The organism is Alkalibacterium pelagium, from assembly GCF_900109325.1.
GTDB classification, from domain to species: Bacteria; Bacillota; Bacilli; order Lactobacillales; family Carnobacteriaceae_A; genus Alkalibacterium; species Alkalibacterium pelagium.
The window spans coordinates 1-22,358 of the sequence record NZ_FNZU01000009.1 but is presented as its reverse complement, the minus strand read 5'-3'; the positions used below and the strand labels follow the sequence as shown (position 1 = coordinate 22,358).

At 46.1% G+C, this 22,358-nt stretch carries 20 protein-coding genes, 1 pseudogene and 1 other annotated feature; of the genes and pseudogenes, 5 read left to right on the top strand and 16 right to left on the bottom strand.

From position 1 onward, the window contains the following. The first annotated feature begins 112 nt into the window (after positions 1–112). Positions 113–1,516, top strand: a complete 1,404-nt coding sequence (locus BMX79_RS08010) for an aldehyde dehydrogenase family protein (protein WP_091481283.1) — start codon at positions 113–115, stop codon at positions 1,514–1,516. Between the two features lie 302 nt (positions 1,517–1,818). Here BMX79_RS08010 and trpA read toward each other — a convergent pair whose 3' ends face one another. The 8 genes from trpA to BMX79_RS07970 all read right to left on the bottom strand — a co-directional run bounded on the left by trpA (position 1,819) and on the right by BMX79_RS07970 (position 9,779). Then, positions 1,819–2,595 carry a tryptophan synthase subunit alpha gene (gene trpA, locus BMX79_RS08005; protein WP_091481280.1) on the bottom strand — a complete coding sequence of 259 codons (777 nt, stop codon included), beginning with the start codon at positions 2,593–2,595 and terminating at the stop codon, positions 1,819–1,821. After that, positions 2,588–3,799 carry a tryptophan synthase subunit beta gene (gene trpB, locus BMX79_RS08000; protein ID WP_091481278.1) on the bottom strand — a complete coding sequence of 404 codons (1,212 nt, stop codon included), beginning with the start codon at positions 3,797–3,799 and terminating at the stop codon, positions 2,588–2,590. Before trpB ends, trpA begins: the two co-directional genes overlap by 8 nt. Positions 3,800–3,801: 2 nt before the next feature. Next, complete coding sequence (locus BMX79_RS07995) at positions 3,802–4,413, bottom strand: phosphoribosylanthranilate isomerase (protein WP_091481276.1); 612 nt, start codon at positions 4,411–4,413, stop codon at positions 3,802–3,804. Beyond that, positions 4,403–5,194 (bottom strand): indole-3-glycerol phosphate synthase TrpC, encoded by a 792-nt coding sequence (trpC, locus tag BMX79_RS07990; RefSeq protein WP_091481275.1) that lies wholly within the window; start codon positions 5,192–5,194, stop codon positions 4,403–4,405. The genes BMX79_RS07995 and trpC overlap by 11 nt, the downstream gene beginning before the upstream one ends. Further along, entirely contained in the window at positions 5,194–6,207 is a 1,014-nt protein-coding gene (trpD, locus tag BMX79_RS07985) for an anthranilate phosphoribosyltransferase (protein ID WP_091481273.1), read from the bottom strand. Before trpD ends, trpC begins: the two co-directional genes overlap by 1 nt. Beyond that, positions 6,204–6,794 carry an anthranilate synthase component II gene (locus BMX79_RS07980; RefSeq protein WP_091481271.1) on the bottom strand — a complete coding sequence of 197 codons (591 nt, stop codon included), beginning with the start codon at positions 6,792–6,794 and terminating at the stop codon, positions 6,204–6,206. Before BMX79_RS07980 ends, trpD begins: the two co-directional genes overlap by 4 nt. Then, positions 6,791–8,158 (bottom strand): anthranilate synthase component I, encoded by a 1,368-nt coding sequence (trpE, locus tag BMX79_RS07975; RefSeq protein WP_091481268.1) that lies wholly within the window; start codon positions 8,156–8,158, stop codon positions 6,791–6,793. Before trpE ends, BMX79_RS07980 begins: the two co-directional genes overlap by 4 nt. Positions 8,159–8,265: 107 nt before the next feature. Further along, positions 8,266–8,477: a binding site (T-box leader), on the bottom strand. Between the two features lie 396 nt (positions 8,478–8,873). Continuing rightward, positions 8,874–9,779, bottom strand: a complete 906-nt coding sequence (locus BMX79_RS07970; RefSeq protein ID WP_170231004.1) for a LysR family transcriptional regulator — start codon at positions 9,777–9,779, stop codon at positions 8,874–8,876. Between the two features lie 244 nt (positions 9,780–10,023). Between BMX79_RS07970 and BMX79_RS07965 the strand changes: the two genes are divergently transcribed. The 3 genes from BMX79_RS07965 to BMX79_RS07955 are packed head-to-tail and all read left to right on the top strand — an operon-like array spanning position 10,024 to position 12,292. Further along, a complete protein-coding gene (locus BMX79_RS07965) occupies positions 10,024–10,449 on the top strand; it encodes a CidA/LrgA family protein (RefSeq protein ID WP_091481264.1) in 426 nt (141 codons plus the stop codon). After that, positions 10,427–11,134, top strand: coding sequence for an LrgB family protein (locus BMX79_RS07960; protein ID WP_091481261.1), 708 nt, complete (start codon positions 10,427–10,429; stop codon positions 11,132–11,134). Before BMX79_RS07965 ends, BMX79_RS07960 begins: the two co-directional genes overlap by 23 nt. 48 nt (positions 11,135–11,182) lie before the next feature. Next, a complete protein-coding gene (locus BMX79_RS07955) occupies positions 11,183–12,292 on the top strand; it encodes an alpha-hydroxy-acid oxidizing protein (protein ID WP_091481259.1) in 1,110 nt (369 codons plus the stop codon). A gap of 111 nt (positions 12,293–12,403) precedes the next feature. On the opposite strand, the gene BMX79_RS07950 is transcribed toward BMX79_RS07955, so the two are convergent. Together BMX79_RS07950 and BMX79_RS07945 are read right to left on the bottom strand one after the other, a co-directional pair. After that, the gene (locus tag BMX79_RS07950; protein WP_091481256.1) at positions 12,404–13,816 is read right to left on the bottom strand and encodes a DUF5050 domain-containing protein; all 1,413 of its coding nucleotides are present in this window, start codon (positions 13,814–13,816) and stop codon (positions 12,404–12,406) included. Positions 13,817–13,875: 59 nt separating this feature from the next. Then, entirely contained in the window at positions 13,876–14,511 is a 636-nt protein-coding gene (locus BMX79_RS07945; RefSeq protein WP_091481253.1) for a hypothetical protein, read from the bottom strand. Between the two features lie 285 nt (positions 14,512–14,796). Here BMX79_RS07945 and BMX79_RS07940 point away from each other — a divergent pair, with 285 nt between their 5' ends. Continuing rightward, positions 14,797–16,281, top strand: a complete 1,485-nt coding sequence (locus tag BMX79_RS07940; protein ID WP_091481251.1) for a phospholipase D family protein — start codon at positions 14,797–14,799, stop codon at positions 16,279–16,281. Between the two features lie 75 nt (positions 16,282–16,356). Here BMX79_RS07940 and ltrA read toward each other — a convergent pair whose 3' ends face one another. The 6 genes and pseudogenes from ltrA to BMX79_RS07910 form a co-directional block, all read right to left on the bottom strand. Further along, entirely contained in the window at positions 16,357–17,745 is a 1,389-nt protein-coding gene (gene ltrA / locus BMX79_RS07935; RefSeq protein WP_091481248.1) for a group II intron reverse transcriptase/maturase, read from the bottom strand. 436 nt (positions 17,746–18,181) lie between these two features. Beyond that, on the bottom strand, positions 18,182–18,703 hold the full coding sequence (locus BMX79_RS07930) for an NUDIX hydrolase (protein WP_091481245.1): 522 nt from the start codon (positions 18,701–18,703) through the stop codon (positions 18,182–18,184). Between the two features lie 29 nt (positions 18,704–18,732). After that, positions 18,733–19,278 (bottom strand): RDD family protein, encoded by a 546-nt coding sequence (locus tag BMX79_RS07925; protein WP_170231061.1) that lies wholly within the window; start codon positions 19,276–19,278, stop codon positions 18,733–18,735. 257 nt (positions 19,279–19,535) lie between these two features. Then, complete coding sequence (locus tag BMX79_RS07920) at positions 19,536–20,183, bottom strand: acetate uptake transporter (protein ID WP_246117712.1); 648 nt, start codon at positions 20,181–20,183, stop codon at positions 19,536–19,538. 318 nt (positions 20,184–20,501) lie between these two features. Then, complete coding sequence (locus BMX79_RS07915; protein ID WP_371862089.1) at positions 20,502–21,860, bottom strand: alanine/glycine:cation symporter family protein; 1,359 nt, start codon at positions 21,858–21,860, stop codon at positions 20,502–20,504. A gap of 275 nt (positions 21,861–22,135) precedes the next feature. Continuing rightward, positions 22,136–22,358, bottom strand: a pseudogene (locus BMX79_RS07910) (transposase); the annotation flags it as partial.

Below are 22,358 nucleotides of genomic sequence, written 5' to 3'. Positions count from 1 at the left end.
TGAATAGGGGCTTAATAACGCATTAGATACTTCATGAGCTAATATCGTTCAAGCTCTTTCGTTTGGCATCTCCCCACTTCTTTTGCATAATAGGAATAAGGAGGAGAGTCAATTGACAAAACAAACCTTATACTACAACGGAAAGTGGCAGGATGCGCAGTCTGATGATTACGCGGACGTCATCAATCCGACAACTGAAGAAGTGATCGACAAAGTAGTCAACGCCAACGAAGAGGATGTAAACCGTGCAGTATCAGCGGCCAAAGCGGCCTTTGATGAGTGGAATACGACAGACCCTTCCAAGCGTGCGAAATATGTACAGAAAATTCTTGACGGCATCAAGGAACGTGAAGAGGAACTGATCGAAACGATGATCGAGGAACTCGGGACCTCACGCCAGTTTGCCAAGAATACGCAAGTCGGACTCGCCGAAAAAGAAATGGGCGCAACGCTCGAAGAAATAGATAGCTTCTCATTCGAAGAAGAAGTCGACAATGCGACGGTGATCAAAGAGGGATACGGTGTCGTAGCCTGCATCACACCTTGGAACTACCCGCTTAATCAGATTCAGAGAAAAATCACCCCTGCTCTTCTGGCAGGAAATACGGTTGTGGTTAAGCCACCTAACCTGACTCCCCTAACTGCTCTTCTTTTAGCAGATATCGTAGATAAAGCCGGTCTTCCCGATGGTGTCTTCAACCTGATTACAGGTGACGGCAGCTCTACGGGTGACTACCTGACCAGTCATGAAGATGTATCCGTAATTTCATTTACAGGATCTACTGAGGTCGGTAAGAGCCTGTATGAAAAAGCGAAGACGACAGTGAAACAGATCGTTCTGGAACTGGGCGGAAAATCACCTATGGTCTACCTTAAAGGCGGGGATCTGGAAATGGCTGTCAAAAACTCAGCCAATACCCTGCTTCATAACCAGGGGCAGACCTGTTCAGCACTCTCACGTCTCTTTGTACCGAAGGATGAACTGGAACGAACTAAGGAAGTCATCAAAGATTTTTATAAAGACATCAAAGTCGATGATCCAAGCGATGAAGACACCATGGTCGGACCCATCGTTTCTGAAGGTCAGATGGAAACCGTCCTGAATTATATCGAAAAAGGGAAAGAAGAAGGCGCAGAAGTCCTGCTCGGTGGAAACAAGCTGGACCGCAAAGGTTACTACGTGGAACCGACAGTCTTCGTCAACGTCACGAATGACATGACGATTGCTCAGGAAGAAATCTTCGGCCCAGTATTAGTCGTCATCACCTATGACTCCGTAGAAGAAGCGATTGAGCTGGCTAATGACTCCATTTACGGCCTGTCCGGCGGAGTAGTTGGACCAGAAGATGAAGCCATAAAAGTCGCACGTAAATTGAAAACAGGTAACATCACCATCAACGACGGTGCCCGCACACCAAAAGCCCCATTCGGCGGATACAAGCAGTCCGGACTCGGAAGAGAGAATGGATTGTACGGTGTCGAGGATTACCTTGAGTTGAAGGCTATATTTAAATAATTCAAGCTGTGCACCTCATATCCGCAGATATGAGGTGTTCCTTTTTATATTTATGAACTCGTGAATGTACCATATCTTCATGTTATGGTACATTCGACCTTCCAGATTACTGCTCAATAGACCATAACTTCAATATATGAACCATTCGTCATTCTATAATGCTTCCCAACAGCTCATAACCTCATTATATGGTCTATTCGAGTGTCGACAACTCAGACATTTACTCGAATCTACTACATCTGCGTATAAAAATGGACCGTTCTATCTCAAAACAGAACGGTCCACATCCATATTCCAAAATTTTATCCTTTCGAAGCCTGAATCAGTTCCCTGATCGTATCAGTTACTCCGTCGTGGAAGTCGGAGACGATTTTACTTCCGACGACGACTCCGTCACCGTACTGGCTCAGGTCACGGACATGGTCGGGAGTCGTCACACCGAATCCGGCAAGGACTGGTTTGGATGTGAAGGTCTTGAGCTTTTCAATATACGGCCCGACCTCTTCACCGAATGTGGCCTGCGCACCCGTCGTTCCTTTGACCGTTACGGCATACAGAAAGCCTTCCGTGCGGTCGCCGATCTGCTTCAACCGGTCGTCAGGGCTGGTCAGTGCGGCCAGTCGGATCAAGGCGATGCCTTTTTCTTTTACATGAGGGAAAATATGGTCCTCTTCTTCCATCGGCAAGTCAGGAATGATGAGGCCGTCAACACCTGATTCCTCACAGGCTTCCGCGAAGGCTTCAGTTCCGAAATTAATGATTGGATTGACGTAGGTCATAAGGATGATCGGGATCTCTCTCGTGTTTCGAGTCGTTTTCAGAAGGTCGAGCACATCCTTTAACGAAACCTTATGTTCCAAGGCTCTGAGTCCGGCAGCCTGGATGGTCGGCCCATCCGCTACAGGATCAGAAAAAGGAATACCCAGTTCGATCGCACTTGCTCCCGCTTCTTCCAGAAAGGCAATACGGTCAGTCAGGACATCCAGTCCTCCGTCTCCTGCCATGATGTAAGGCACAAAGAGCTTGTCTCCTTTATCAAGTGTGGCCTGAAGTGTCTGTTCCAGTTTCTCCTTACCCATGGCTGTCTCCTCCTAGTCGTTCTTTTACAGTCGTCACATCTTTATCTCCTCTTCCGGATAGGCAGATGACCAGTGTCTCGTCTTCAGTCATTCCTTCAGCTATTTCTCTTGCATAGGAAATGGCATGCGCCGTTTCCAGAGCAGGAACGATTCCTTCCTTGCGAGAAAGCAGTTTGAGCCCTTCGAGAGCCTCATCGTCCGTTATCCCTTTATAGGTTACGCGCTCTGAGTCCTTCAGGAAGCTGTGTTCCGGTCCGATCCCCGGATAGTCCAGTCCCGCGGAAATGGAATAGGGTTCAGTGATCTGTCCGGCTTCATCCTGCAGCAGATAGGACATCATGCCATGCAAAACACCAATCTTCCCGGCGCTCAATGTCGCGGCATGCTTGCCGGTTTCGATGCCTTTGCCTGCAGCTTCAGCGCCGAACAGTTTCACCTCTGAGTCGTTGACGAATGGGGCAAACATTCCCATTGCGTTGCTCCCCCCACCGACGCAGGCAACGACCGCATCAGGAAGTCGACCGGTGACTGCTTTGACCTGGTCTTTTGTTTCTTTTCCGATCACACTCTGGAAATCGCGGACCATCGCTGGAAATGGATGCGGGCCGACAACCGATCCAATGATGTAGTGAGTGTCGTCTACATGAGCTACCCAGTATCTCAGAGCCTCATTGACCGCATCTTTTAATGTACCTTCGCCTTGGTCGACACTGACTACTTCAGCACCGAGCAATTCCATTCTGAAGACGTTCAGCTCCTGACGACGGATATCTTCCTTGCCCATGAAGACGATGCAGTCCAGGCCTAAAAGTGCACAGACTGTAGCGGTCGCTACACCATGCTGACCGGCTCCGGTTTCTGCTACGACTTTCTTTTTACCCATGCGCTTAGTCAGAAGCGCCTGCCCCAAGGCGTTATTGATTTTGTGTGCCCCAGTATGATTCAAATCTTCTCTTTTCAGATAGATTTGCGGCCCACCAAGTTCTTTTGTCAGCTGAGCTGCATAGGTCAATGGCGTCTGCCTGCCTACATAGTTGGTCAGATAGTCTTCCATCTCGTCAATAAAGGCCTGATCGTTCTTAGCCTCTTCATAGACTTCTTCCAGTTCAAGGACAGCCGGCATCAATGATTCCGGGACGAACTGACCGCCGAATTGTCCGAAATGTCCTTTTTTATGGGCTGTGTCTTTGATAGTCTGTGCCATGGTCATCTCTCTTCCTCTCTATTACTGCTGCGTCTTGCTTCTCTGATAAATCGTCTTATTTTCTTAGTATCTTTTGTGCCGTCTGTTTCTACGCCGCTTGATACGTCCACCCCCTGGGGCGACACGGCTTCGATTGCGGGCCCGACATTTTCAGGCGTCAGTCCACCTGCCAGGATACACGGTAAACTTAAACTGGCGTCTTTGAGACGGTTCCAATCAAACGATTCTCCGCTCCCAGGTTCTTGGCTGTCGATCAACAGGAAGTCTGAACAGTCCTGATAGTCAGAGGCCGTGCCGAGTGAAGAAATGGACAGAGCTTTAATGACTTTGCCATCGATCTGTCTGCAGTAGGCTGGGCTTTCATCTCCGTGAAGCTGGGCATAGTCCAGACCGAGCGCCTGGCAGATCTGGTTGACCTCTTCGACAGACTGATTTCTGAATACCCCGGCAGTTTTACTCGATCTGCCTTCTAAAGCTTTCAGCACACGTGCTGCTTCTTCCAGTGTGACCTGCCGCCTGCTTTCTGCAAAGACCAGTCCGATCATATCAGCTCCCGATTCCACTGCAGCATGTGCCGCTTCTTCAGTCCGGATGCCACAAATTTTAACCAGCATCACTGTCACCTCTTTTAATGGAGAAGGATCTGATCGTGTCGGCTACATTATCAGACTTCATCAGCGTTTCCCCTACCAGTACCGCTCGCGCACCGGCTTTCTCCACTCGTCTGACATCTTCGCTGGTGAGCATACCGCTCTCGCTGACTAGAACTGTGCTTTCCGTATCAATTAATTGCGCCAGTCGCTCAGTTGCTTCAAGGTTCACTTCGAACGTCTTCAAGTTTCTGTTGTTAACGCCGATCAGTTTGGGACTCAGTGGACGTGCCCGTTTCAGCTCGTCTTCATTATGCACTTCAACCAGTACTTCCATACCTAAGCTTTCGGCATAATAATGCAGCTCTTTGAGCTTGTAATCTGTGAGTGCTGCAACGATCAGCAGGATGACATCAGCCCCGTAGGCATACGCCTGGTCGATCTGAATGGGGTCGATAATGAAATCCTTGTTTAGAACCGGCAGAGAAACTGTCTTGCTGACCTCCAGTAGATCCTGCATGCTTCCTTTGAAGAAAGTCTGGTCTGTCAGAACCGACAGCATTCCGGCTCTCGCATCACTGTAGGCGATCGCCTGAGTTCTGGGATCGAGCTGGTGATTGATTTCTCCTTTTGACGGGGAAGAGCGTTTGAACTCGGCAATAACTTGAACCTTTTCAGCCGTTCTGCAGGTCTTGTAAAATGAATGCAGCATCCGATTTCTTTCCGGAAAATGGGTTAAGTCCAGCTTTTTCAGCCGGCTGACTTCATTTTTCTTTTCTTCGAGTATCGTGTCCAGAATAGTCACTATCTGTCTCCTTTCCCGTAAGTGATCAGGTAGTCCAGAGCAGCCAAGGCACGTCCTGAATTGATGCTTTCTTCTGCCAGAATCAGTCCGTCCCGAGGGGTGGCTGCTTTTCCGCTGGCCATCAGCCCCAATGCGGCATTAAGAAGTACAACGTCTCTTCGAGGGCCTTTTTCACCTTCAAGAATGTTTCTCAAGATCCGGGCGTTTTCTTCAGCATCTCCGCCTCTCAGGTCTTCGTTTTGAGCACGCTTAAGGCCCAGCTCTTCCGGTGACAGGTCGAACGGTTCTAGTCCGGTTTCAGTCACAAGGATGCAGCTGTTCGGTCCGCTTAAAGAAGCTTCATCCATGCCTCCGTGGCCGTGGACGACGACGGCACGTTTTCTGCCGAGCTGCCTCAGGACCTGACCCACGTCATGAAGGGCATCCTTCCTGTAGACACCGATCAGTTGTGCAGATAAGTCTACCGGATTCGTCAAAGGACCGATCAGGTTGAAAATCGTCGGGACGCCTAGACGTCTTCGAGCAGGCATGACTGCTTTCATTGAGGGATGCATCTGTTGAGCAAATAGGAAGGCAATGCGGTTTTTCTCCAGCAGCTCCGTCATTTCTTCAGGAGAAGCGGATAAATGGACGCCCAGCGCTTCAAGCACGTCTGCGCTGCCCGTTCTGCTGGAAATACTGCGGTTACCGTGTTTGGCGACTGTCACACCAGCACCGGCCAGAACGAAGGCACTCGTAGTACTGATATTGAAACTCTGTGACCCGTCTCCTCCAGTTCCGCAGTTGTCCATGACATCCGGGAGCTGGCGCGGCAGCTGAACCGCTACTTTCTGCATGACTTTCGCAAGTCCTGTCAGTTCATCTACCGTCTCTCCTTTGGTCCTCAGTGCCATGAGAAAGCCCGCTTTCTGCAGTTCGTCTACATTCTCATCAAAGAGCTGCGCACTGGCGGCTTCCATTTCCTCCAGAGACAAGTCCGATTGACTCGCCACTTTTTCAATGTAAGTTTTCATGATGCACTCCCTACCTTTTCATCGACCAGATTCAGAAAGTTTCTGATCATCTGTCTCCCGTCAGCTGTTCCAATGGATTCCGGGTGAAACTGCACACCATAGATGGGATAGGTCTGGTGTCTGACCGCCATGATTTCTCCGTCTTCTATCGATTCAGCCGTTATATCCAGATTATCAGGTATGGTGTTTCTTAAAATGACCAGCGAGTGATACCGCATCACTTCGATTTCCTGATCCAATCCTTGAAACAGTTCTGTCTGATTGTGAGTAATGACTGCGGTCTTGCCGTGTTTGACCTCTTCTGCATGGCTGACGCTCCCGCCAAAGGCTTCACCGATAGCCTGATGTCCAAGACAGATGCCCAGAATCGGAATCTCAGCCTTGAATTCCCGGATAAGATCGATACAGATGCCCGCTTCTGCCGGCGTCCCCGGTCCGGGCGACAGCACGATGGCTTTCGGTTTAAGGTTGCGGATGTCTTCAAGGGTCACTGCGTCATTTCGGACGACCATCACGTCTTCAAGTTCGCCAATGTACTGATACACGTTATAGGTAAATGAATCATAGTTATCAATGAGTAAAATCATTTTTGTCCCACCTCCAGAAGTGATTTTGCTTTATTCAATGTTTCCTGATATTCACTTTCAGGATCGGAATCATAGACAATCCCGGCTCCTGCCTGCACATATGCCTTTTTATCCTTCACGACCATTGTCCGGATAGCCAGTGCCAGATCCAGATCCCCGTTCACGTTGATGTAGCCGACGGATCCCGAATACACACCGCGCTGATGATCTTCCAGCTCGTTGACGATCTGCATCGCCCGGATTTTCGGAGCTCCTGAAACAGTCCCTGCCGGCAATGTTGTAATCAACGCATCCAGACCGCTCAGGCCTTCAGCCAGTGTGCCGCTGACCTCTGAAACAATGTGCATCACGTGCTGGAACCGTTCGACCGTCATGAATGTATTTAGAGAGATCGATCCGATTTCTGACACTCGCCCCAGATCGTTCCGGCTCAGATCCACCAGCATCTTGTGTTCGGCCCGTTCTTTTTCATCAGACAGCAGATCAGCTGCGTACGCCTGATCTTCCTCTTCTGTTTTCCCTCTCGGCCGAGTCCCGGCGATCGGATTCGTCACGATCTGTCTGCCCGTCACTTTGATTAGACTTTCGGGTGAAGCACCTAGCACAGTGTACTGGTCGAAATCCACATAGAACATGTAAGGTGAGGGATTAGCCACTCTCAGTTTCCGGTAGAAGGTAAAGGCATCCACATCAAATTCAGCCTGCATACGCTGGGAAAGGACTACCTGGAAAATATCTCCATCTACGATATACTCCTTGGCTTTCATCACGCGTCTCACAAATTCGTCCTTATCGACCGAAGCAGTGAAGGTGAGAGATGACAGATCTTCCGTCTGTTCTTCTGATGGATTATGAATCATCTCTCTGATTGCTCTGATTCGTCTGTCCAGCTGTCTGTCTCCTTCAATGTCCAATGCGACGATCGTCACTTCCTGCCTGACATGATCGAACACAACCAGTTCCTGATAGAACATGAGATGAAGGTCCGGCATGGCTATCTCATCTTTCAGCCGACTCCCGATGTCTTCATATTCTCGAATGGCATCGTACCCGATGTAGCCGACTGCCCCGCCGTAAAATGGAAAAGGAAGGTCCAGGGTGATCTCTGGAATGTGAGCCTTGACGACATCCAGTGGCTTCTTCAATGACGTCTGTTCCCGTTTCCCTTCTTTGATCCTCACAGTCTTTCCGTTCCCGATGATTTCCTTGTACGGGTTCATCCCTATAAAGGAATACTGGCCTTTCTTTCCATGCCCATCTGAACTTTCCAGTATGAATTTCTTTTCTCCTTTGAGTCTCTGAAACACTGAAATAGGTGTCAGCATATCTCCGTTTATCTGCTCTGTTCTGTATTGACTGGTCATTTTCTTCTCTCCCTTTGTGTAATATCTCTTCCGATAATCCTCTTTACTTCTTTCTTCAATCCGTTAATTTTTCAATAAAAAAATGCCCCCCACTAGCCGTTAAGCTACTGAGGGACGATAAAATACCGCGGTACCACCACAATTCAGGAGACGAGTCTCCTGCACTTTCATTCGTTAACGTGAATGACTCGACTCACCTTACTTTCCTTCAGGCAAATTCCCATGAGCCCATTCCAGTCGACTCCTCTACCCACCTCTCAGCCCGGCAGGTTCTCTGTAAAAGGATGATCCACTGTACTCTTCTCATGTATGATCAACTAATATAAAATTAAAAAAGGCAGAACCCCATTTAAAATGAGTTTCTGCCTTTGCAGATGGACAGCTGGATCCAGAAAGGTATACGGATACACTGAACCTGATGTCAGTGCGGTCACCTTCTGAAAAACAGCTGCGGTATAACTGAAGAATCACTCATTACGATTCCCTCATTCAATTTTAGAGCAACGCCAATAACCAGCGCGTACGTCGACGCCCCAGCTTTGCCATGTATTCTGCTCTGTCAATTGGATGAATGAACCGTTAGTCATAATGAAGTGACCCTCCTTTCTTTTTGTTAGTCGTTTGATTAATTGTTTCTCATTATAGTGAGTGTTATTTTTAATGTCAAGGTTAACTGATTATTTTTTTATACTAACTTTTGGTCCTTCCTGTTTATTCATACCTGTTGCCTTTCATCACTGAACAGGTCCTGGACCACTTTTATCAGCTTATCATTGAATGCCTTCTGATCCGAAGTGACCTCTGACGAGGTGTTCACCAGCAGGCTGATATAAAATTTCGGTGCATGAGTCAGTTCCAGTTTGACCAGGTCAGCCCGGTCTCTGACAAGCAAGTCAATCATCAGTCCGGCACTCATTCCTGACGCAATCATTGAGTTGGCTGTCTGAATTTCATTCGTAAAATGAACTCTGGACTGGTCAAGCGCGTTGGCTTTCGCCCATTTGTCGAACATGCGCTGATGGGTATAACCCTTTGCCAGCGTCACAAAACTTGTTTCCTTGAGCATCCGTGCATTCAGCCGTTTATAATTAGCTAGAGGATGGTGCTGGGCGACCCAGACATTCATCTCCCTCACTGCGATGGGGATCTGCGTCAGCCATTTCTCCTTGAACTCAGGAACATCACTGCCTACGATCGCCGAAGAGATCTGATTGTTCTTCACCATGTCATACATCATATCTGAACTTTCCTCTTCAACTAATTTCAGTGACGGCAGATAATCGGACAGATGCGGCATAATCGATGGAAGAAAATGGCCACCGATCGTCGGCAGAAAACCCAGATGGACTTCTCTGGTCTCCATATCATGGAGAACTTTTTTTGTTTTGTCGATCAGATCGATGATTTCCTGTGAGCGTTTGTAAAGCAGTTCACCCGTTTCGGTCAGCTGCACACTTTTTGAGGAACGATCACGACTGATCAATCTCGTATTGAATTCATCTTCAAGTCGCTTCAAGGCGATCGATATGGAAGGCTGAGAAATGTAAAATGCTTCCGCAGTCTCCGTGAAGCTCCGCGTTTCTGCCAGCTGTCTGAAATAATACAGATCCTGTAATTTCATTTTGCCCATGCTCCTTCTCACAAAGTGACAATTATCACGATGTCTCATCTTATAAATAATATTTATAATACCATAAAAAGGCTATATTCCATAACATGTAAACGGTTGCTATAGTATGATGTGTAGACACCGCTTTCACAGTCAGCGCCGAATACGCCACTTTTTTTGCATCATCTTAAGCCCATCTGGCTCATTTTTATACATGACTGGTTAAAGCATCAAATCAATCAAGGAGGGAAAGGTATTGAAAATCATCAAACAGCTTTTCTGGCTCTTCCTGTTCTCCTTCTTAGGTGAACTGCTCTCTTACCTCAGCCCCATTGCGGTTCCGGGAAGCGTGCTGGGTATGGTCCTGCTCTTTACAGCTTTGCAGTTCAACTGGATCGGGATGGAACAGGTCGAGGATGTTGGCGAATGGCTGACAAATAACATGGCCATTCTATTTATCCCGGCCGGGGTAGGTCTGATGACAAATTTCGGCATTATCAGTTCAGTCTGGTGGCAGCTGCTTGTCGTCATCTTCATTTCAACTACTCTGATGATTGCTCTGGTCGGCGTCGTCGTTCAGCTGATCATCAGAAGATCCAGAGTACGATCCGGACAGCACGCAGCACGCGTCAGTCCATTATGGAAAGGAGAGAAAGTCAGTGATCCAGGAACTCGCAGCTAATCCATTTTTCGGTATCGTCCTGTCCGTTTCTTTGTACCTCATCGGACAGCAGCTTCATAAACGGTGGCCGATCCCGCTTTTTACCCCACTGGTCTTTGCCATAGTGATGACGATCGTCACTTTGCTTCTGATGGATATCTCATATGAGACCTACTTTAGCGGTGGACAGTATATCAACATGTGGGTCACTCCCGCAACGGTCGCCCTGGCTATCAAGCTGAAGAAGAACATCGCTCATCTGAGAGAAAATGTAGCCGCTATCTTATCAGGTATCGGAATCGGCGTCGTTTTTCACACAGTGATCATCGTCCTGCTCAGTCTGACATTCCAGTTCAACGAGGAATTGGCTGCCACACTGTTTCCAAAATCAGTGACGACTGCGATCGCCTTGGGTGTATCTGAATCCCTCGGAGGTATCGCTTCTCTGACAGTGGCTGTCGTCGTGTTCACAGGGGTACTGGGAGCGGTCGTCGGGCCGACTATTTTCAAATGGCTGAAAGTGACCGATCCCGTTGCACAAGGCGTGGCCATGGGTTCCGGCTCACATGCTATGGGAACGACTAAAGCAATCGAAATGGGAGACGTTCAAGGTGCCATGTCCGGCCTGTCTATCGTCCTGACCGGTATCGCCGTCGTCATTCTGGCACCTGTCGGCCTGCTGCTGATTCAGCTTCTATTCAGCTAATATATTTATCATCTAACACAAAGACTATATAAAATGGAGGAATTTACAATGGAACAGACAAAACAAGAATATCTTGCACCTAGTGAGGTAAAAGAATTGGATATCGTTAATACCTACGAACTGGAAATGCTTGCGGGAGAAGTCGTGCCTCAAGGCGGATATGACTACATTTCCGGCGGATCCGGTGATGAGTACACATTGAGACAGAACGTCGAATCATTCAACCACAAAGGCATCCTTCCACGTGTACTGGCAGATGTCGAGCATCCGGATACACAAACCAGTATCCTGGGTCATGACATTACGGCTCCATTCATTATGGCACCTATTGCTGCTCACGGACTGGCTCACCAGACAAAAGAGGCCGGGACAGCTAAAGGCGTGTCTGAATTCGGAACGATCATGTCCATCAGTGCCTATTCAGGCGCTAAATTCGAAGAAATCGAAGAAGGACTGAACGGTTCACCCCGCTGGTTCCAGATTTACATGAGTAAAGACGATGAACTGAACAAAGCTATTGTGGATGAAGCGAAAGCCGACGGAGCGACTGCAATCATCCTGACCGCAGACTCTACTCTGTCAGGGAACCGCGAAAAAGATATGCGTAATAAGTTCGTCTACCCATTCGGTATGCCGATCGTCTCACGTTATCTGACTGGTTCAGGTGAAAAAATGTCACTCAATAATATCTATGCGCAGTCCAAGCAGAAAATCAGCCCGAAAGACGTGGAGTTCCTGACAGACTACTCCGGCCTTCCTGTCTTTGTCAAAGGCATTCAGTCTCCTGAGGATGCACTTCTAGCCATCGGGGCCGGGGCTGCTGGGATCTGGGTTTCAAATCACGGAGGCCGTCAGCTGGATGGTGCGCCAGGATCATTCGATACACTTGAACGCATTTCTGAAGCTGTTCAGGGCCGTGTCCCTATCGTCTTCGATTCAGGCATCCGTCGCGGAGAGCATATCTTCAAAGCACTCGCAAGCGGAGCAGATGTCGTAGCTATCGGACGGCCTGCACTATACGGTCTGGCACTAGGCGGATGGAAAGGCGTCAAGAGCGTATTCGACTACTTCCATACCGATCTGAAACGTGTCATGCAGCTCGCAGGGACACAGACTGTCGAAGACATCAAGCACACCAAACTGTTCGACCAGAAGTAACCAATAGAAAACCTCTCAGGACGCTGATATTCAGGTCCTGAGAGGTTTTCTGATTTCTCCTTTTATTCGGAAACATATTCTTATACTTTATTCAATTACGTGAAAGCTAGATTACTCTAAACCGTCACCCAAATCGATTCTTTCAAAATTATGGAAGCTTTCCAGACCAGTATTATAGAATATGGCCTCCTCGGTCGTAATCAACCTGTCCGTGAGCTGACCGAGTGCTACTTGCTGAATGTCTGATCCGTCCAACTCACTCATATACATGCCATTATCTTGATTCTGTCCTGAATCAAATTCAGCTGCAAAGTAAATGCCCTGATTCGTCAATGTATACAGACTGACTGGGTAATCAATGACTAATTCCGGTTCAGTCGTACCTGACTGGTCCATTCTATAGAGTCTGCTCTCCTGACCAATATAGTAATAATAGTCTTCCCAGATCATGATAGAAGAAGCTTCTCCAATCAATAGCGTCTCTCTCCCCGACCCGTCCGGCTGCATCCGCTCCATCCTGCCTTCCCGACCCGACTCATGACTGAACAGTATCTGGTCCTCATAGACGGTCATGCTGGTGAGGCTCACATCAATAATCCGTTCCACATTACCTCCATCAAGGGTCATCCGGTAGGGATTGTTATCATCCTGATCATTGATAAAGTAAATGGTCTCGTCGACGATCTGTACGGCACTCATCTGACCCAGATCATACAAGGTCTCTTGATTGTTCCCATCTGTTCTGACTCGATGAAGGGAATTATTATCTGAGTAATACAACCAGTCCCCTATAAGATTCAGATTGCCTAACCAGGGCTCGGCACTTGCTCTATCAATGATAACTGTTTCTTCTTCAGTATTCAGATCGATTTCAAGGATTCTCTGCCACTCAATCAAGTACAGACTGGCATCATCCACGACCCCATATCCGCCATTCAGTGTGTTTGCGACAGAGCTGCCTCTCTGACCAGGTTCAGTCAGATTGTTACCACTACTGGATGAAGCTTGGATATTATGAGCGAATACCTGAAGTTCCCAGAGGAGTCTGCTTTGAGAGAGCAAAGGAATGAGCGATACGCCAGCAATGACCAATACAGTGAGAACAGTTCTAATTTTTTGTCCCTGTTTTCCACTTATTCCCCTGATGTCATTGGACAATCTTCTCAAATAGTATGCTGGACCCTCAATCCTGACTTTATCTTCACTATAATAAATGACGATCTGATCATCTATGGATAGACTGAATAGCCGATCGAATTCAGGTTTCAAACGGATCAGATCAGCTTCCCTTTCTGTAATTTTCCATCTATCTGCGTCCAGACGGCTTTCAACTTTATCTAATCCTGATACATCTTCGTGCTGCATCTTGCGGGAATAACGTGCGTTCATCCAGACAGCAAACAGTATCCAGTAGAATGCTATCAGGCCCCATCCGACACCCATTGAAGCGCCGAAGATCAGGCGATGCAGAAGAAGGATCAGGACGACTACAGGCAAGTAAATAAATAGCGTTGTTCTAAACAATAATTCTTCCGTATTCTCTTTCAGTTTTATTTTGATCAGTCCTTTTGTTGGATTTGTCCCTAACCGCCTGCTTCTTCAGCTTCTTCCTGCCATTCGCTGATCAGCTCTGAAGGGACATAATGACTCGGGATCAGCAGCTCCCCGTCTTCACTCCTAAGGCGACTGTCTGACTCCGTGAACATTTCAAAATAGAATGTCTCTCCCTCTGTCTCGACGATATATGTGTCCTCCTCTACCCGAATGTCTTGTATGTCGTGCGTGTAAAACTGATGATTCGGACCACTTTCCAGATCTTCACTTACCTCAACGATATGTACAGTCAACTGGCGCTGTCCGTCATCTTCGTTGAACTGATAGGAAAGTGGGACACCGACACTTATTCCAGGACTGTTGGTAGCTGGCTCTAGAATAATACCCATCAGGTCATCGGGCTCTCCTGTAAAGCTTATCTCCTCTAATTCTGCAGTATACGCTTCACGCTGCTCCTGTACATACTGTTCTACACTGGCTGACTGAGTAGGATCTCCGGTAGTCTCCTCATCCTGATCCTGATGATCATCAGGTTCAGTTTCATCATTTTGTTCCGGCTGTTCGATTTCCTGGACCGTTTCTTCCGGCTGTTCTTCTGCATCATCACCTGCACATGCCGTCAGCATCAGCGCTGCAAGGGGGATCATCATTCTCTTTTTCATCATATTATTCACTCCTAGTTCATATGTAGACCACTTATCATCAGCTAGTCTGGCAAGATAAAAGTGACAGTGTGTGTTGTATCATTTTAATTAATATATATAATAATAACAAAAAAGGCAGACTAATTGACAGGTATAACTGACAAAAACAATTATTTTATGACCCGTTGTACCTTTATTGTTCTTTTTATACCAACGTTAAAAATAACAGAGCGCCAAGCTGTCTTTCATGATAAAATGATGGAAAATTAATTCTTAAAATATTTTACAATGGAAAGCAGGTTAGTTATGCCTATACATAAATCGAGAAAGAGAAGAAAAAAGAATCCTTCGAGGAGAAAAGTGATCTTTGGGCTGATTGCCTTATTCCTGTTCATCATCCCTCTTGTATTTTCAGTATTTCATTACTTCAAGCCGGTACCAGAAGGACTATCTGCAAAAGGGCGCGTACATGAAACGGGGGAAGTCCGTTTTTTATATGACCTGACCTTTGAGAATACAGATGGGGAGGTTGAACATGATCAGGAGATATTTGACTATGTCTATCAGATGATCGACGAGGCAGAGGATTTTATCGTAATGGACCTCTTTCTTTTTAATGATGATTATGACCATACTGATCCTGACTTATACTTTCCCACTCTATCTTCTGACTTGGCTGAAGCCCTGATCCAGAAGAAACAGGCTGATCCGGCTGTTGATATCGTGTTTATAACTGATCCAATCAATACTTTTTATGGTTCATATATGCCTGATCATATGGAGGAGATGTCAGATGCCGGTATTGAGGTGGTTCTGACTAACCTGGACTCGCTGAGAGATTCCAACCCAGTTTATTCGGGCTTTTCCCGTGCCTATTTGAGCTGGTTCGGCACGTCCGATTCTGAATATCTGCCCAATGTATTCCGCAAGACTGGTCCTGAAGTCAGTGCACAATCTTATATCAATATGCTTCACTTTAAGGCCAATCACCGGAAAGTCGTGATGAACGAACAGGAAGCTCTGATCACTTCAGCCAATCCACACGATGCCAGTGTCTATCATTCTAATATTGCCTTTGTTTTGAAAGGAGACTTCCTAGATGACTTGCTGGCATCGGAACGTGCTGTGGTGGAAATGTCAGGTCATGACACCCAGCTGTTCGATACCTTTGAGATTGTCTCCTCAGCCGACGAAACAAAAGATACCTATTCGGTTCAACTGCTGACGGAGAACAAAATAAAAGAAGCCATCGTCGAACAGATCGATGCCTCTCAACCAAGTGATGCCATTAAAATTGGCATGTTCTACTTATCTGACCGCGACATCATAACGGCTCTCCTTGAAGCCGAAGAACGTGGCGTCACAGTTCAGATGATTCTGGACATCAACCAGGACGCATTTGGAAATGAGAAAATCGGCATCCCTAATCGGCCGGTCGCAGATGAACTGACTCAAAATGACAGCTCGATCGCTGTCAGATGGTACCAGTCTCACGGCGAACAGTACCATGCCAAGTTCTTCCTGCACGAAACACCTGAAGAGGTTACAATGATCGGCGGATCCACCAATTTTACACGCCGAAACATGGATGACTTTAACCTTGAGACGAATGTAAAAATCTCGGGACAGAAAGATCAGGCTGAAGCTCAGGTCATGCTTGAGTACTTTGACAAAATATGGGAAAACGAAGACGGGATCTACACAGCCGACTACCCCGATTACGCTGAATCATCAGTGTGGAAGAACTGGCTCTACCGTTTTCAGGAATGGAGCGGCATGTCTACGTTCTAATCGAGTAGGAGATAAATGATTAATTCATTTATCGTCCTCTCACACCACCGTACGTACGGTTCCGTATACGGCGGTTCAATATCTTAAGTAAGCAGACTCTGCCAGGTCTCGTAGTGAAACTACGTTCCACCGGTAGAGTCTTTTCGTTGTAAGCACCCAATGAACTTCAGGTGTTTTTGACAGTCTCCAGTATTTCTTTCTGGAGTAACCAATGCGTTTAGCACTGTCCATATCTAGACCTAAACGCATTAATCTGCTAATCTTAGTACGTGGATTTTTCCATCTTTTTAAAATGAGTTGCCTGATACGGTGATGGAGCCATTGCTCCACTTTCGTTACGAAGGTTTTGATGAAACCTGTGCCGAAATAATTAATCCAGCCCCTTGTTCGGCTGTTTATTTCTTTGACAATGTCATCAAACTTCCCTGCTCGTTTACGTTTAGTCAAGCGTTTCAAGGTACGCATGAATTTCGCTTTGGCTTCTTTCGAAGGTCTGTAACGACAGACCCCATTCACTGTGGTTATCAGACAACCCAAGAACTTTAAACGTGTTGGGGAACCCACTTTACTTTTCTCTTGGTTGACAGTTAATTTCAGGTCTTTTTCAATGAAGCGAGTGATACTTTGGAGCACACGTTCACCGGCTCGTTTTGACTTCACAAAGATGACGAAGTCATCAGCGAACCGGACGAAAAGGTGCCCTCTCTGCTTCATTTCTTTATCCAGTTCATGTAAGTATACGTTACTGAGTAGGGGCGAAATCACGCCACCTTGTGGTGCGCCTGTGTTACTTTCTACGAATTCGCCAGACAGATCTATGACACCGCTCTGTAAGAACTTACGGATAATTTTCAGAATCATCTTATCCTGTATATACTGTTCGAGATAGTACATCAGCTTATCATGATTGAGTGTATCAAAGCACTGTTTCAAGTCACAATCGACAGCTACTTTATAGCCTTGCTGATAATAGTCGACACACTCTTTCAAAGCTGTATGATTGCTTTTCCCTTTACGGAACCCATGACTGTGTGGGAGAAAATGTTTATCAATGATAGGCTCTATCACTTGTCTGATAGCTTGCTGGACCACTCGGTCCCGCACGACAGGAATACCTAATTTGCGTATTCCACCGTTAACTTTTGGAATTTCTACCCGTCTTACAGGTTGAGGTTTATACGAACCGTCTAGAAGTTTCTTCCTCAGATAAGGATAAACTTCTAATATATGACTTTCCACCTCACTAACTGTCATTCCGTCTACTCCAGCAGCTCCTTTATTTCGTCTGACGACTTTAGCTGCTGTGAATAGATTCTTCTTACTTACAACGAGACTCATAAGAGACTCACCATACTTGTCTTTATGTTCACCTAGGCAATTACTCCGCACATCTACATACTCTTTCGCTTCCAGCTTATCCCTTTGTAGCTTGCCAACCTGTCGGTTGTTTTCTGCGTTTGTCATAATGCCTAACCTCCAATCTTCAAAGTATTGATATTGTTCGGTCCTTCGGTACATTTTCCCTACTATGACCTCGGCTGACTTCTCGCCATTCGTTGTTACTACTAAGCGCTGACGAGACCTCCCCGGGTAAGAACGACAACCTTCTGCTCATGTCACTGCTTCATTTACTCAATAGAATTCGGGCAGTATCGGACTTCACTTTGTCATGCAAGCTCATCCGTTCTATTAAGCCTTGGTATGAAGTTTCTGTTCGTCAGTGCAAGCATTTGCGTCCGACTTCCTTCAGATTCCGCCTCACGGCGGACACCCTTGTCTTTCGCTAACAGTTCCTACTGCCAAGTCTGTAGTGGACTTTCACCACCAAGTTGTCGCGCATGCCGGGCGCACATAAAAAAAGCAGCACCCTTTGTGGACGCTGCTTTTTTTGTTGATTTTATTAATCCAGCCGAATCATGCCATACTGTCTTCGGCTTTCAAATATCAGATGAATGAAGCTTTCAAAATAAGGTACGAATTTTTCTTTATGAACCAGATCCAGTATCTCTTCCAGTGAAGCCCATCTTGCATCCTGCACTTCCTCTTCCTGAAAGACCAGATCATTCAAGTCGACATCTTTTTCGACCAGATAGACATCATCAAAGCCATTTCCGAAGTTAATCGTCAAGTGCGGTCGCACATGCTCCAGATTTATCGAAATCCCAAGTTCTTCGAACAGTTCACGTTCAGCAGCTTCCTGACTTGAATCGCCAGTTGTTGCACTTCCACCGGCAGTCAGATCCCATAGATCCGGCCACCCCGATTTGGTAGACTGCCTATGCTGAATCAGTATCTGTCCTTCTTTATTGAAAAGACAGACGTGAACGCTCATATGATATTCTCCATGAGGGAAAGAATCTCCTCTCACCATTGTATTGCCAGTCTTGATCCGTTCCTTGTCATACGTATCCCAAAGTTCCATACTATCTCCTTTCGAAATAATTTATTTCTTCATTTTTGAAAACCTATTTTCTTAACTACCTTCGACCCGGCAATTAGATCTGCCAGATGCCTGCCATCTTTTCTTGTGAAAGCTATGACGATATACGTTCCGGCCAGGCCAATGGACAGCACCAAACAAATGACTGGAATCAGAGAATCAAACCCGTAATAAATGCCGTAAATCGTACTCATATGTCCGAACTGCCAGGGAAGAAACTTAAGTGTATTTCTTATGATACTCCTTTTCAATGGAGAAGACGAGTAGCTCACCGCAAGACCCGTTCGTCTCTTTCCCCACGACGCATACGGGACTGACCCTTCCCTGATCGAGAAAATAATACTGATTGGAAGGACAGTGGTAAACAATGAGACGAGCTGCGACTCTATCTGTGTAAATTTGGGAATGCCCCCAAGTAATACAAAATATAAGATCATAAAAATGATAAACAATACCATTAAATAGACACAGATAAACAACCAGTCTAAAATCAGTTCATTTATCCTCTGAAGAGGGTCAGGTACTTCATGTTTATTTTTAGAAGGCCCTTTACTCATTTCGTTCTCTCCCATACAAACTGCTGATAAAAGTAATATCAGGCTAGCAACATCCCTATTGTAGTAGTATTTTATTACAGTCGCAACGCTTTGCTTTAAGTAAAAACTGTTCATTCTGATTATATTGTAACTCTCTCAAAAAATCCTACAATATGTATATGAATGACTTTACAACAAAAAACTCCTGACAGAGGATGAAGACTTGATTCAGTCAGCATTCCTCTATCAGGAGTTTTCATTAGTCATATTGAGTTGCCTTATCCTTCGTTATAAGCAAAGGATTCTTTTTTAGATTTTACTTCACGAACTGGTTTCAGCTGTCCTACTTCTCCAATTGGAAGAACAGTTTTACCATAGACTTCATTCAGTACTTGAGCCATAGCTGCATAGATGGCAGACAATCCGCAGAAAATACCTTCGTATCCAGCGATTGTCAGGATCAGAGCAGATCCAGTGAAGTTACCAACTGCCAGCAGGAAGAACAGGATAGTCAGCGAACCGAATACGACCTGCAGTGCTCTGTTGATACGTAATGTTCCGACGAACATGAATAATGTGAACAGTCCCCACATGAACAGGAAGGCTGCCATTGATAATGAATCTGGAGCGTCTCCAAGTCCAAGCATCGGAAGGATATTTAAACCGACCAGTGCCATCCAGAAGAAGCCGTATGATGTAAATGCCGTTGTTCCAAACGTATTGTTCTTCTTGAATTCCATGATGCCGGCAATGACTTGAGCCATTCCACCAAAGAAAATCCCCATTGCCAGGATCATTGCATCAAGTCCGAAAAATCCTGCATTATGAATATTAAGTAAGACGGTTGTCATTCCGAACCCCATAAGTCCCAGTGGAGCTGGATTTGCTGTTATCTCTTTAAAGGTTACTACTTTTTCGTTTTCCACGTTTAACACTCCTCGTTTATCTATGCACACAAGTGACTAGTATACAGATGCATTGTGAAGTCTGTCAACCGTATATTAGTATTATCTTAGTAACAGCGCTTACTCTTCTCATTAACCATTTTACAAGTGGTAAGTTTAAGTCGTGAAAACCTTTCCCTTTATTAGAGGTGGGAGATAGTTACTATTAAAAAAGAGGAAGCACTTGCTTACGTATGCCTAAGCCTTCCAAAGAATTAACGCATAAAAAGAGAGACTGGCTTTGTCTTAAGCAACAAATCAGTCCCTCTTTTTATTCACTTGCTAAGAGTTAATTCCCAATCAACTATTTTTCCGTTCACTATCATAAATTCCGTCTTTTCCAAAGAAAGCACTGGTCTGACGGACAATGACTGGGCTCAATATCAGCAGCCCGATCAAGTTAGGCAGAGCCATCAGGCCGTTCAGTGTATCTGCCAGAGCCCAGACTGCTCGCAGGCCACCAATGGCTCCCACGACGATCAGCGGAATGAACAGCATGCGGTAAAAGACGATCGATTTAGGTCCGAACAGGAATTCCATACACCGCTCGCCGTAGTATGACCAGCCTAACAACGTAGAAAAGGCGAAAAATATCAACCCGAAGGTTACAATATAGCCTCCGAATGCAATCCCTTCATTGAATGCTGATGTAGTTAGTGCGGCTCCGTCAAGCCCGGTATCAACTGCTCCTGTCATAACGATAACCAGCGCAGTGATGGTACATAAAACGATGGTGTCGGCAAAGACTTCAAAAATCCCCCACAGGCCTTGTCTGACGGGGTGATCCGTTGTTGCTGCAGCATGAGCGATCGGTGCGCTTCCTAGACCCGCTTCATTAGTGAACACTCCGCGTGCCACACCGTAACGGATGGACAGAGTCAAAGTCGACCCGACAAAGCCACCGGCTGCAGCTGATCCTGTAAAGGCATCACGGAAGATCACTCCGAAAGCCTGAGGAACGAGCTGGATGTTGGCAATAATTATAATCAGTCCACCAAGAATGTAAATAGCAGCCATAAACGGCACAACGATTTCAGTCACTTTTCCTATTTTCTTAATGCCTCCGACAATGACCAGGGCAACCAATACGGCAAGAACGATACCTGTGATCCATGGCTGGATTCCAAAGGTCGCATTCAGAGAATCAGCCACTGAATTCGACTGCACCATGTTTCCAATTCCGAATGTTGCTGCTGCTCCAAAAATCGCGAACAGAACAGCCAGCCATCTCATGTTGGCCCCTTTTTCAAGATAGTACATTGGACCACCGACGAATCGGCCGTCTTCTGTTTTCTCTCTATATTGAATAGCTAGTACGACTTCTCCATATTTTGTTGCCATTCCAAACAGTGCGGCAATCCACATCCAGAAAACAGCTCCGGGTCCACCGATCGCTATGGCTGTTCCGACTCCGGCTATGTTACCTGTTCCCACCGTAGCCGCCAGAGCGGTTGACACGGCCTGAAACGCGGTCACTTCCCCTTCACCTACTTGAGACTTTGAAAATATCTTTAAAAATGTTTGTTTTAACATGTATCCGAACTTTGTAAACGAGATAAAGCGTGTTCTGACTGTCAGCAATACCCCAGTCCCGACAATCAAAATCAGAAACGGCCAGCCCCAGACTAAATCATTGACGACGCCGTTGACCTCCAGTATCCATTCCATAAATCTCTCCATTTCTCTCTCCCCTAACTCTTTTTCTTAATATCTAAATATACACAATCACTCGAGATTTGTATATGTTTTTTTGAGGTAACTGAAGAATGAGTAAGCATTGCTTCAATTGATTTTTATACGCACTATTTCAGTAAAAAAAGAGGGGCTGGGAAAAAACCAGTTCTTAACAAAAAAAGAACAATGAAAACCGTCGGTTTTAGATGGCCTTCATTGTTCTTTTTTCCTTTTTCTGAAGATGTAGAAGGATGTCCGCCTTTTCTTCGGAGTTCGAGGATCAGTTTCGTTAAATTCATGCTCATAAGCATCAAGCCGATGTCATTATGAACGGCTTGATTCCCTCTGACATGAACCCGTCGCATGCCAAAGACACCTTTCATCCGACCGAAAACAGTTTCTACGTCAATTTTTCGCTGTGCATAGATCCGTTTTCCATAATCGCTTTCCAGGTGTGCTTTGGCTTGATGTTTAAAGTATTCC